This is a genomic window from Leisingera sp. S132, from assembly GCF_025144465.1.
Classification (GTDB): domain Bacteria; phylum Pseudomonadota; class Alphaproteobacteria; order Rhodobacterales; family Rhodobacteraceae; genus Leisingera.
The window spans coordinates 3019973-3031512 of the sequence record NZ_CP083553.1 but is presented as its reverse complement, the minus strand read 5'-3'; the positions used below and the strand labels follow the sequence as shown (position 1 = coordinate 3031512).

The 11540-nt window shown below is 66.7% G+C and carries 13 protein-coding genes and 1 riboswitch; of the genes, 5 read left to right on the top strand and 8 right to left on the bottom strand.

Features of this window, described 5'->3' with window-relative positions:
- Nucleotides 1–4: 4 nt before the first annotated feature.
- The gene (locus K3725_RS15015; RefSeq protein ID WP_260016102.1) at nt 5–892 is read right to left on the bottom strand and encodes a LysR substrate-binding domain-containing protein; all 888 of its coding nucleotides are present in this window, start codon (nt 890–892) and stop codon (nt 5–7) included.
- Nucleotides 893–1031: 139 nt separating this feature from the next.
- On the opposite strand from K3725_RS15015, the gene K3725_RS15010 reads away from it, so the two are divergent.
- Nucleotides 1032–1709: a hypothetical protein gene (locus K3725_RS15010; RefSeq protein ID WP_260016101.1), complete on the top strand. Its 678-nt coding sequence runs from the start codon at nt 1032–1034 to the stop codon at nt 1707–1709.
- A complete protein-coding gene (gene ltaE, locus K3725_RS15005) occupies nt 1706–2755 on the top strand; it encodes a low-specificity L-threonine aldolase (RefSeq protein ID WP_260016100.1) in 1050 nt (349 codons plus the stop codon). Before K3725_RS15010 ends, ltaE begins: the two co-directional genes overlap by 4 nt.
- Before the next feature lie 69 nt (nt 2756–2824).
- Here ltaE and recR read toward each other — a convergent pair whose 3' ends face one another.
- Nucleotides 2825–3424, bottom strand: a complete 600-nt coding sequence (gene recR / locus K3725_RS15000; RefSeq protein ID WP_260018621.1) for a recombination mediator RecR — start codon at nt 3422–3424, stop codon at nt 2825–2827.
- A 148-nt stretch (nt 3425–3572) separates the two neighbouring features.
- On the opposite strand from recR, the gene K3725_RS14995 reads away from it, so the two are divergent.
- Complete coding sequence (locus tag K3725_RS14995) at nt 3573–4064, top strand: GNAT family N-acetyltransferase (protein WP_260016099.1); 492 nt, start codon at nt 3573–3575, stop codon at nt 4062–4064.
- Nucleotides 4065–4126: 62 nt separating this feature from the next.
- Here the strand turns inward: K3725_RS14995 and K3725_RS14990 are convergent, their stop codons facing one another.
- The gene (locus K3725_RS14990; RefSeq protein WP_019298230.1) at nt 4127–4471 is read right to left on the bottom strand and encodes a YbaB/EbfC family nucleoid-associated protein; all 345 of its coding nucleotides are present in this window, start codon (nt 4469–4471) and stop codon (nt 4127–4129) included.
- A gap of 384 nt (nt 4472–4855) precedes the next feature.
- On the bottom strand, nt 4856–6655 hold the full coding sequence (locus K3725_RS14985; protein ID WP_260016098.1) for a DNA polymerase III subunit gamma/tau: 1800 nt from the start codon (nt 6653–6655) through the stop codon (nt 4856–4858).
- Between the two features lie 236 nt (nt 6656–6891).
- Between K3725_RS14985 and K3725_RS14980 the strand changes: the two genes are divergently transcribed.
- Nucleotides 6892–7407, top strand: a complete 516-nt coding sequence (locus K3725_RS14980) for a protein-tyrosine phosphatase family protein (protein WP_409201599.1) — start codon at nt 6892–6894, stop codon at nt 7405–7407.
- 55 nt (nt 7408–7462) lie between these two features.
- Here K3725_RS14980 and K3725_RS14975 read toward each other — a convergent pair whose 3' ends face one another.
- Nucleotides 7463–7867, bottom strand: coding sequence for a hypothetical protein (locus K3725_RS14975; protein WP_260016096.1), 405 nt, complete (start codon nt 7865–7867; stop codon nt 7463–7465).
- 106 nt (nt 7868–7973) lie between these two features.
- Nucleotides 7974–8194, bottom strand: a riboswitch (cobalamin riboswitch).
- 18 nt (nt 8195–8212) lie between these two features.
- The gene (locus tag K3725_RS14970) at nt 8213–8833 is read right to left on the bottom strand and encodes a TetR/AcrR family transcriptional regulator (protein ID WP_260016095.1); all 621 of its coding nucleotides are present in this window, start codon (nt 8831–8833) and stop codon (nt 8213–8215) included.
- 70 nt (nt 8834–8903) lie between these two features.
- On the opposite strand from K3725_RS14970, the gene K3725_RS14965 reads away from it, so the two are divergent.
- Complete coding sequence (locus tag K3725_RS14965) at nt 8904–9782, top strand: serine aminopeptidase domain-containing protein (protein ID WP_260016094.1); 879 nt, start codon at nt 8904–8906, stop codon at nt 9780–9782.
- A gap of 46 nt (nt 9783–9828) precedes the next feature.
- Here the strand turns inward: K3725_RS14965 and K3725_RS14960 are convergent, their stop codons facing one another.
- Together K3725_RS14960 and nudC are read right to left on the bottom strand one after the other, a co-directional pair.
- On the bottom strand, nt 9829–10296 hold the full coding sequence (locus tag K3725_RS14960) for an SRPBCC family protein (protein ID WP_260016093.1): 468 nt from the start codon (nt 10294–10296) through the stop codon (nt 9829–9831).
- Between the two features lie 56 nt (nt 10297–10352).
- Nucleotides 10353–11339: an NAD(+) diphosphatase gene (gene nudC / locus K3725_RS14955; RefSeq protein ID WP_260016092.1), complete on the bottom strand. Its 987-nt coding sequence runs from the start codon at nt 11337–11339 to the stop codon at nt 10353–10355.
- Nucleotides 11340–11540: the final 201 nt, after the last annotated feature.

Genomic DNA, 11540 nt, shown 5'->3' with positions numbered 1-11540 from the left:
GCGTCTAGGTGCCGGGCGCCTGCTCCAGCAGCCAGGCCCGGACCCGTTCGATCCGGCTGGTGCCCGTCTTTGCCTGCGGCGTCAGCAGGTAATAGGCGCTGGCAGGGGTGCAGCGGTGCGGGTGGGCCAGGATCAGGCTGCCTTCCGCCAGTTCGCGGCGGACCAGAAGCTCCGGCAGGATCGCCACCCCGTGGCCGTATTTCACGGCGTCGATCAGCATCTCGAACTGGCCGAACAGGGGGCCGGTGGGGCGGGCGGGCAGCGCCTCGCCCAGATCCTCGAACCAGATTTGCCAGCTGAGCGGGCGGGTGGTGTGCTGCAGCGCCGGGTGGTCCAGCAGGCGGGCAGCGTCCTGCAGCGGGGCTTCCAGCAGGCCGGGCGCCGCCACCGCCGCCAGGGTTTCCGGCATCAGGAGATCGGCACGGAAGCCGGGCCAGGGCGGATCGCCCTGCACGATGGCCAGATCCACCAGGCTGGCATCCACCTGGGCATTGTCCAGATAGGTGATGGTGTTGACCGTCAGCCGCGGCTGCGCCTGCGCCAGCCGGGCAAGATGCGGCATCAGCCAGCGGCTGCCCAGCGTCGGATAGGTGCCGATGTTGAGCGCGCCATAAGGATTGTCGCGGGTGCGCAGCCGGTAGAACGTGGCTTCCAGCGCCTCCAGCTGCGGTGCCAGCTCCTGCAGCAGCATCTGGCCCGCGCCGGTCAGATGCACCCGCTGGCGTTCGCGCCGGAACAGGGTCTGGCCGGTCTGTGCCTCCAGCCCCTGGATCTGGCGGCTGAAGGCGCTTTGCGACAGGTTCATGGCGCGGGCGCCCTGGGCAAAGCTGCCGGAACGGGCGGCGGCCTCGAAACACAAGAGGGCGGAGATGGGCGGGATCTTGCGGCGCATGGGGTCACCCTGCCACTTGTTGCATTTTTTGCAAGAAGGATTGCGGAAACGCTGCTTTTTGGAGTGGATTTAGTCTGCAATGCTGGCGCCGGATGCAACAGCTATAAATGTGAACAGAACGAAACTGGGAGCGCGCAGCATGACATTTGTACCGCAGATCAAGGACGCCGATGTGCAGGCCGTCACCCGGGCCATGCAGGTCATGCCCGATTCCGCCTCGGTGGCGGAGTTTGTGCCGGGGCCGGGCATCCAGCGGCTGGAACTGAAGTTCGACATCCAGCTGTTGCAGGAGGCGCTTGAGGAATGCTTGCGCCGCGAGGACTTCATGGGCGGTATGCAGGACCAGGGGTTCGCCGCGCTGCCGCTGACCCAGCGCCCGGGGCAGTCTGAGTGGACCGCCAATGATCTGTCGGGGCGCTACTGGCTGCGCGCCGACGGCCGCTATGTCGAGGAGCCGCGCGAGGATCTGGTGCCGGAGGTGGAGTTCTCTGAGTTCAATCCGAAGTTTACGGGCACCTATTTCGAGCATGTGCACGGAGAGCTGGCCAAGCGCTTTCCGATCGGGCGCACGCGGGTTTTGTCCAAAGGGCTTTACAACTGCAACTCGTGGCACCGCGATCCGGAGCCGCGGCTGCATATCCCGGTGCTCTCCAATCCCGGATCACTGTTTATCGTGAATCATCACGTCACCCACTTGCCAGCGGACGGCTCTGTCTATTTCACTGACACCCGCGGTTACCACACCGCATTGAACGGAGGAGAAACCCGGCGCGTCCACATCGTGGCGGCGCTGGCCTATGAACAGGTGACGGAATGAACCAATACGCCGGCATGGCGCGGGCAGGGGACAATGCGGCCCTGTGCGATCTGCGCAGCGATACGGTGACACGGCCCGATGCGGGGATGCTGCAGGCAATGGCCGCGGCGGAACTGGGCGATGACGTTTATGGTGAAGACCGCTCGGTGAACCGCCTGGAGGCCGTTCTGGCCGAGCGGCTGGGCAAGGAAGCGGGTCTTTTTGTTCCCACCGGCACGATGAGCAATTTTGCCGCCATGCTGGCCCATTGCCAGCGCGGCGAGGAAGTGATCTGCGGCAGGGGCTACCATGTGAACGCCTACGAGGCGGCTGGCGCCTCGGTTCTGGGCGGCATTGCGCTGTGCCCTCTGCCGGTGCGCGCGGACGGGGCGCTGGACCCGGCGGAAATCAGGGCTGCGGTAAAGGAAGATGATCCGCATTTTCCCGTCAGCCGCCTGGTGTCGCTGGAGAACACCCACAACGGGCTGGCGGTGCCGCTGGCGGACATGGCCGCAGCGGCGGAGGCCGGCCGGGCCGCCGGGCTGTCGGTGCATCTGGACGGGGCGCGGTTCTTCAATGCGATCATTGCGCTGGGGTGCGCAGAGACCGATCTGGCCGGGCTGACTGACACGGTGTCGGTCTGTTTCTCCAAGGGACTGGGCACGCCGGCGGGGTCGGTTCTGGTTGGACCTGCAGAATTGATCGCCAGGGCGCGGCGCTGGCGCAAGATGCTGGGCGGCGGCATGCGGCAGGCGGGTGTGCTGGCGGCGGCAGGGCTCTATGCGCTGGAGCACAACGCGGAGCGGCTGGCGGAAGACCACGCGCGGGCAGCGGACCTGGCGGGAGTTCTGCGGGGGCTGGGAGCGGGTGACGTGTCTCAGGCCACCAACATGGTGTTCTTCACGCCCGCTGACGGGCGCAATGATGATCTGCGGGCGCATCTGGCAGCCGAGGGCGTGGTGATCGGCGGCGGCAGCTCTGGTGCGATCCGCATGGTGCTGCACAAGGATGTCGATGACGGCGCGCTGGGACGCGCGGTGCAGGGGCTGCGGTCTTTCTACGGCTAGCCGCGGGAGCCGGAAAATTCGAATTTTCCGGCCAAAATTCTTTGAAGAATTTTGCGCCCGGCCGCGGCGTCAGATTTCCTTGCGCGCCTGCATCGCGGCGGAAATGGTGCCGTCGTCGAGGTAATCCAGCTCACCGCCGATCGGCACGCCCTGCGCCAGGGAGGTGAGCTTCACCTGTCCCTGCAGCTGATCGGCGATGTAATGCGCCGTGGTCTGGCCGTCGATGGTGGCGTTCAGCGCCAGGATCACCTCGCGGATGCCTTCGGTTGCGACCCGGTCGATCAGCCGCGGGATGCGCAGATCCTCCGGCCCGACCGCGTCCAGCGCTGAGAGCGTGCCGCCGAGCACATGATAGCGGCCCTTGAACACGCCCGAGCGCTCCATCGCCCAGAGGTCGGCCACATCCTCGACCACGCACAGCTCGCCGTTGCCGCGCACCTCGTCGGTGCAGATCGGGCAAATCTCGCTGGTGCCCACGTTGCCGCAGTTGAGGCATTCGCGGGCGGTTGCGGCCACCTCGCTCATCACCTCGGCCAGGGGCGTCAGCAGCAGTGCCCGCTTGCGGATCAGATGCAGCACCGCACGCCGGGCCGAGCGCGGCCCCAGCCCCGGCAGCTTGGCCATCAGGGCAATCAGGTCTTCGATGTTGGTGGTGGAGTTCTTGATCATGCCGCGGGCCTTAAGGTTCCTTGCCATATAGGCCACCCGGGGCCGCGGAGCGCAAGGGTCGCGCGGTAAAATGTTCGGGGTTTGTTTTTGCGTCCGCCCGGGGGTATGCCTTGCCTGAAAATGCGGAGGGTTCGGGATGAGGTGCGAGATGGCGCGGGAAGCAGGAATTACTCCCCAGTTGCGTTTTGGCCGGCTGACCGAGGTTGCGCCGCAGGAAATTGCCCGCCACATGTCAGACCCGCGTATGGCGGAGCATATGCCGTTGCTGACCGGGGCATGGGATGAGGCTGCTGCTAGGGATTTCGTGGACGCCAAGGAGGGCTGCTGGCAGCGCGACGGGCTGGGCCATTGGGCTTTCTTGCGCGGTGAGGATTACCTCGGCTGGGGCGGGTTCCAGAAAGAAGGCGCAGAGTGGGATTTCGGGCTGGTGCTGCGCCCGGACTGCTTTGGCCTTGGCCCCGCCATCGCCCGCAAAGCGCTGGAATTTGCCCGTCAGGATCCGCGTATCCCCTATGTCACCTTCCTGCTGCCGCCGACACGGCGGCATCTGCGGCCGCTGATGCGGCTTGGGGCGGTACAGACCGGGGAGGTGCAATATGAGGGGCAGCGCTTTTTGAGGTTCCGGCTGGAGACGGGCTGAGGCGGGCAAAAGAAAAGGCGGCTCCAATCGGGCCGCCTTTTGCATGGGGGATATCGTGCCGCTCAGAACGGCAGCTTGATGTCCTTGGGCAGGCCCATGCTTTCGGTCAGCTTGGCCATCTCGTCCTGCGCCTTTTCCGCCGCCTTGGCCTGGGCGTCCTTGATGGCGGCCAGGATCAGGTCCTCGACCACTTCCTTGTCGTCGCCGTTGAAGATCGACGGATCGATATCCAGCGCCTTGAGGTCGCCCTTGGCAGAGGCGGTTGCCTTGACGAGGCCCGCGCCGGCCTCGCCGGTCACCATGACGTTGTGCAGGTCTTCCTGCATCTGCGCCATCTTGGTCTGCAGTTCCTGTGCCGATTTCATCATCTTGGCCATGTCGCCAAGACCGCCGAGGCCTTTGAGCATCTGTGTTCTCCTAAGTGCGGGGGCGCAGGGCGCCGTAAGTCATCCCGGCACATATCGCAATTGCGAGGCCGATGAACAAGTGGGGGGAGGCTGTGCAGTCTTCGATTATGCCCAAGGCCTTCTTATCATCAAAGAAAAGCTCATGATTATCCACGGCAACGACGAAGGCCAGAAGGCCCCAAAGTGCGCCTGCGATTGCAAACGGCGTGCGCCTTCTGCTGTAAAGAGCGAATCCGGCGAGGGCGAAAAGGGCCAGCACAACAGGTTTGGACGACAACCGCAGAAGCACATCCCACGTGCTTTCAGCGGGTGCGCCTGTGTCAAAGCAAGTTGTGGCGAAGGCGGGTGCCGGCAAGGCGAACAAGAGCGCCGTCAGGCCGGCGGTTACCCGTCCTCGAAGGGATCCCATTCGTCCTCCACCTCGGGCAGGGCCTCGGCGGCAACTTCGGCGGCCAGTTCCTCGGGCGTGCGGATGCGGGTGATTTTGGCCTTGGGGAAGCTTTCCAGCACCGCCTGCACCAGCGGATGCGCATTCGCCTTTTCGCGCAGGGCGTTCTCGGCGGCGTCGCGGACCTCGGCAATGGTCGCGGCATCGCCGTCGGGCGCGATGGAGACCACCCAGCGGGCCCCGGTCCAGTTCTGCAATGCCGAGCCAAGCCGGGCGGCCAGGTCGCGCGGCGCCTGGGCGGAGGGGGTGAACTCGACCCGCCCCGGCTGGTAGGAGACCAGCCGCACGCCGGTTTCCACCTCGACCAAAAGTTTCACGTCGCGGTTGGTGCGGATCAGCTCGACTACGTGTTCAAAAGACGGATAGCGGGCGAGGGCAGAGCTGACCTGCGGCGCCAGTGCCGTCACCGTGCCGCCGCCGCCATGGGCCACAGGTGCGCCGCCGGGTGCACCGCCTGCCGGGCCGCCTTGCGGTGCACCGCTGCCAAGCGCCTGGGCGCCCATGCCCTGCATCTGCATGCCGCCGCCGGGGCCGCCTGGACCGGGGGGCGGCGGCGGGGGCGTGTCCTGCAGCTTGCGGATCAGTTCCTCGGGCGAGGGCAGGTCGGCCACATGGGTGAGGCGGATCACCGCCATCTCCGCGGCCATCATCGCGTTAGGCGCAGCGGCCACTTCCTCCAGCGCTTTCAGAAGCATCTGCCACATCCGGGTCAGGACGCGCATCGCCAGCGCATCCGCCATCGCCTTGCCGCGGGCGCGTTCATCGGGGCTGACGGTGGGGTCTTCAGCCGCGTCGGGCGTGATCTTCACGACAGAGACCCAATGGGTGATCTCGGCCAGGTCGCGCAGCACCGCCAGCGGGTCGGCGCCCTCGGCATACTGGCCGCTGAGTTCTGTCAGCGCCGCCGCCGCATCGCCGCGCAGGATCATGTCCATCAGATCCAGCACCCGGCCGCGGTCGGCAAGGCCCAGCATGGCGCGGACCTGATCGGCGGTGGTTTCGCCGGCGCCATGGGAAATCGCCTGATCCAAGAGCGAGGTCGCATCGCGGGCAGACCCTTCGGCGGCGCGGGTGATGAGCGCCAGTGCATCTTCGGCAATCTCAGCACCTTCAGCGGCGGCGATCTTGCGCAACAGGGCAATCATCACCTCCGGTTCGATCCGGCGCAGGTCAAACCGCTGGCAGCGCGACAGCACGGTGACCGGCACCTTGCGGATCTCGGTGGTGGCGAAGATGAACTTCACATGCGCGGGCGGCTCCTCCAGCGTCTTCAGCAGCGCGTTGAACGCGCTGGTCGACAGCATGTGAACTTCGTCGATGATGTAGATCTTGTAGCGGGCGGAGGCGGCGCGGTACTGCACCGAGTCGATGATCTCGCGGATGTCATTCACACCGGTGCGGCTGGCCGCGTCCATCTCCATCACGTCCACATGGCGGCCTTCCATGATCGCGGTGCAATGCTCGCATTTGCCGCATGGTTCAGTGGTGGGGCCGCCCTGGCCGTCTTCGCCGACGCAGTTCATGCCCTTGGCGATGATCCGCGCGGTGGTGGTTTTGCCGGTGCCGCGGATGCCGGTCATGATGAAGGCCTGGGCAATCCGGTCGGCGGCAAAGGCGTTTTTCAGCGTCCGCACCATGGCGTCCTGACCCACCAGATCGGCAAAGGTCTCGGGCCGGTATTTGCGGGCCAGAACCTGGTACTGGGAGGGGGTGGTGCCGCTGGGGGTGTCGTTCATGATGTCTCGTGCCGGATTCGATGTGCGGGCGTCCCGCGTTGCGCGCAGGGTATTGAAGCGCAGCCGGTTCGTCCACCGCAGAAGGGCAGGCAGCGTGCGGCCAAGAAAAGGTTTTGGATTTGGCGGGTTTGGCGGTTAGAATCCCTCGCAAGACCCTGGGCGGGAGTGGGAATTGGAACGCAACGCGAGGAGGCGGCATGCGATCTGACGAAGTCTCTGGGACTGCGGCGCAGGAGATGCCTGTGCCCGTGAATATCTCCATCCATGAGGTGCCCGTCGCGGGCGGGAGGCTGGCGCTGTGCCCCTTGCCGGGCAAGGGCGGCGACTATGCGGGCGATATGGGCCGGATCAATGCCTGGAAGCCCGGGCTGGTGATCTCCATGACCACGGCGGAGGAACACGCGGCAGCGGGCAGCCACCGGCTGGGCTGCGACATCCAGAGCATGGCCAGCCGCTGGATCCATCTGCCGGTGCCGGACTTTGACGTGCCATCCCGGCAGGTGGCGGCGAAATGGCCCAAGGCCAGCGCCTCCGCAAGGATGGCGCTGGAGGGCGGCGGCCGGGTGCTGGTCCATTGCAAGGGCGGCTGCGGCCGCTCCGGCATGGCGGTGCTGCGGCTGATGATCGAAAGCGGCGAGGACCCGGCGCAGGCGCTGGCCCGGCTGCGGGCCGTGCGCCCCTGCGCGGTGGAGACGCAGGCGCAGCTGGAATGGGCCTATGCCGGGCGTCCGGCGGGGCTGCGGCCGCAATAGGCCGGCAGCCCGGTGCGGTCTGCCGTTCCCCAGATGCCGTGAGCCGGTTTCCGGCCTAGAGCGCCAGCATCTGCTCCGCCTGATGCACCTCCGCGGTTTTCGGCAGCGCCTCCATCAGCGCGCAGGGGCGGGCGTCCAGTCTTGACGCCGCAAAGCCGGTGCCGCCGCGGCTGAGGATTGCATCGGCAAAGCGGTCCAGCCCCTCGCGCGGGGCCTCTTCCCCGACACCGCAGAACAGCCGGATCCGGTCATGGCTGGCGGCAAACTGCGCCGGGCAGTTGCGCGGGCAGCCGTCCAGCACGCTGGTGCCGGTGATTTCGAAATCCTCATGGGTCATCGGCTTCGCCTTGGTCATCGCCTCTGCCAGTTTGGCGATCATCCGTTCTGCCGCGGGGCAGGGCCGCCCCAGGTATTTGCAATCCGTTGCCGCATAGAAATGCGTCTTGTCCGTCCACATCATGTTTGCGCCCTCCGCGCGTGGTGCGGGGGTTCGGGGACAAGAGACCGGATGAGAAAGCGGGAGCCCCGCGGTGCCATCAGACCCTGTCCGGACACCCCGCCCGGGTTCGAGTTTCACATTCGATGGCAGGTCTCCTGACTTGCGGGTCGCAGCTTTCCCGATCCTTCCCGGCCCATCGGGCCAGTGGCTCTATCGGGGTCGCTCGCCGCTTACAGTTGCGGGGGCAGTCGCGGAATTGGCCTTGCGCTGGGCGGGGCCGCACCGTGTTCCCTTTTCATCCCGGACACAAGATTCTGTGGCGCGGGAACCATCGCCACAAGCGGTAGCGGCTGCCCCCCCGAGTCGTCAATTGTTTTTCTGCGCCTGCATGGCCGCGGGCGCGGGCGTGTGCATCTGCAGGTGCAGCCCCCGGATCACATCCGAATCGCGCCGCACCCGGGCCAGCTGCCAGCCGCCTTGCAGCAGGATGTAGAAATTCTCGGCCGCGGCACGGGCCTCTGCCTCAGCCAGGCCCAGGCGCTGCGCATGGGCCGCGGTCTCTAGTATCCAGCCCTCGAACAGTTTGGCGGCGTGCTGGTGGAACGCCTCGTTTTCCGGTCCTTCGAACAGGGTGGCGGAAACCGGGCAGCCGCTCCATTTGCCTTGTTTGTCAAAGAGCTTGGCCAGCTTGTAGCAGACCGTCTTGGCGCCCTCTCGAAAGGTCGGCGCAGGGGTAAAGGCGGCGGCGATCAGTGCCAGCATCTGCTCCGAGGCCCAGTCTGCCGCAGCCAGCGCGAGGTCGGATTTTCCATTCGGGAAATGGTGGTAGAGCGAGCCCTTGGGAGCCTCTGCCGCGGCCAGCAGTTCGGCCAGGCCGGTGCCGCTGTAGCCCTTGTTGCGAAAGAGGCCGGCTGCCGCCCGCAGCAGCCGCTCGCGGGTGGGGGCGGGGCTGTCCGGGCCGGGCTGGGGTGTCGTCACGTCAGTCATGGCGGCAGGTTGACAGCATTAGACCGATTGGTCCAGAGGTGGAATAGACCAATCGGTCTAGGAGGGTGCCATGCTCGACAGCCATGCAGGACACACCGCGGATATCCGGGTGGAAGACGTGCGCTTTGCCGCCGGTGATGCAGAGCTGGCCGGGCGGCTTTACCACCCGGCGGCCCCGGCCAGGGCAGCGGTGGTGCTGAACGGCGCAACCGGGGTGCCGCAGGGCTACTACCGGCATTTCGCACACTGGCTGGCGGCGGAGCGGCAGATGGCCTGCTTGACCTATGATTACCGGGACTTTGGAGCCTCGGCGCACATGCACCCGCGCCGGTCACAGGCCACCATGGGTGAATGGGCGCTGGCCGATCAGCCAGCCGCCCGCAGTGAAATGCAGCGGCACTATGCGGGCGTGCCGCTGCTGGTTATTGGCCATTCGCTGGGGGCGATGCTGATGCCCCTGCAGGATGGCCTGACGGACGTCGCCCGCATGATCGTGGTCGCGGGCGGCTTGGTGCATCACCACGATCATCCCTGGCCCTACCGCGCGCTGGCGCTGGCCTTCTGGTTCGGCCATGTGCCGCCGCTGGTCCGTGCCCTGGGCTACCTGCCCGGGCGCGCGGTGGGGTTCGGGGCCGACTTGCCGGCAGGTGTCTACTGGCAGTGGCGGCGCTGGTGCACCACGCCGGGCAGCTACCTGCCGGAAACCGGCATCACGCTGCCGCAGCCCCGCTGGGCGGAAACCGGTATCCCGGTGGATCTGTTTGCGATGGCGGATGACGACGTGGTGCCGCCGCCTGCGGTCTGGCGGCTGGGCGATGTCTATGGGGATGTGCCGCAGCGCCGGATTGTGCTGGATCCGCAGGACGCCGGCGTGCAGAAGATCGGCCACCTCGGCGCCTTTGCCCGCGCCAATGCGGCGCTATGGCCGCGGCTGGTGCCGCAGTTCTAGAGCTTGCGCGGGGGGCTGTCCGGAAGGCCGGCTCACGCTTCCTGGTTCAGGCGGACCGGCTCAGGCGCTCTTCGGTGATGCGGGCGTAGTCTGCCAGCCGCAGCTTGAACCGGCGGTTCAGATTGCTGCGTGCCAGTTTCAGCGATTGCACCAGCAGCCGGCCGGTCAGCGAGGTCGGCGACAGTTTGAGCCGCACCGACATCCGGGTCCGTTGCGGCGACAGCGCCAGCAGTTCAACCTCCGTCCGCCCGTCAACGCCGCTGCCGCTGCCCTCCAGCACCATGCCGGACGGCGGCGCATAGGAGGCCATCGTCAGCTTGATCTCGCGCGGCTTGCCGCGGAAGCGGAAGGCAAGGTCCCAGGCCAGGCCGTCTTCCGGGCGGGCCAGATCGCCGCTGCGCTGCAGCTCAATGCCGCGCCGCAGGGCGGACCGCTCCAGCATGGCGAAATCCGAGATCGCACCGAACACCTCGGCAATCGGGGCATCGATGTCTTCTTTGCTGTGAAATTCCATGTTCGCCTGCCTCGTTTGCGGCTTGGGGTCTGCGCCGTTTCCGGCAAATATGCGCTTTAGTCCAGCGTGTCCGCAAGCCAGTTCTTGATCAAAAACTGCGCGATTGCTCCTTTGCGTGCAGGCTTCAGAACCGGGTGTTCGCCTGCGTGAACCGTCATCATCTCCTGGCGGCTGATCCACAGCGCATCCTCGATTTCTTCGGGATCGATGGTGATCTCCCGGCTCAGCGCCTCGCCGGCGCAGCCGAACATCAGCGACATCGGGAAGGCCCAGGGCTGGCTGGACAGATAGCTGACGGCACCGACCTGCACGCCGGTCTCCTCCAGCACTTCGCGGCGCACGGCGGCTTCCAGCGTCTCGCCCGGTTCGACAAACCCCGCGAGCAGCGAATACATTCCTTCGGGCCAGCCGGGGGAGCGGCCCATCAGGACGCTGTCGCCATGAGTGATCAGCATGATCACCACCGGGTCGGTGCGCGGGAAATGCGGAGCCTTGCAGGCCGGGCACACCCGCTGCCACCCGGCCTGTGCCAGATCGCTCGGGCTGCCGCAGCAGGCGCAGAACCGGTGGCTGCGATGCCAGGCCAGCAGCGCTTTGGCGGCGGCGGCCAGTTCCGCTTCCAGCGGGGTGAGGCGGGTCATGATCCGGCGCAGCTCCGCAAAGACATGGGTGTCCGGCAGTTCAGGATGCTGCTGCTCGCTGGCATCGGCAAAGCTGTTCAGCGCGTTCTGGTCCAGATCCCGGGGCTGCCAGTCACTGATGTCGCAGGCAAAGCAGGGCACGCCGCCGGGTGCCAGCCCCAGAAACAGCGCGTCCGGCTTGCGCGCGGCAGCCAGCGGATGCGCCGGAGCGGTCCAGGCCAGGCCGCAGGGCAGATCACCTTCCGCGCCGCGCCGGGTCAGCGGCTTGCCCCGCCACATCAGCAGGACCTGCGCCTCAGGGCTGTTCCAGGCGGTCTCCAGCGCCGCCGCGTCGCTGCGCAAATGCGCGGCGCGCTCCAGCCCGCCGCCACCGCCAAAAGTCACCTGTTCCGCGCGTTTCATGGCAATTCTCCTATGACTGGCGGGTTTCGGGCCGCGCTCAACGGGGAAATGCGGCAATCCATGACAGTGTGCCGCAGCTGTTGCCAGCATTCGGGCGCGATCCGCGCTTGCCTGTCGCCATGCGGCCACACCCGGCGGGGTTGACGCATGGTCATTTTGCAGCAGGGCAGGGCGCTGCAGGGCGCCAGCGCAAGACGGGCA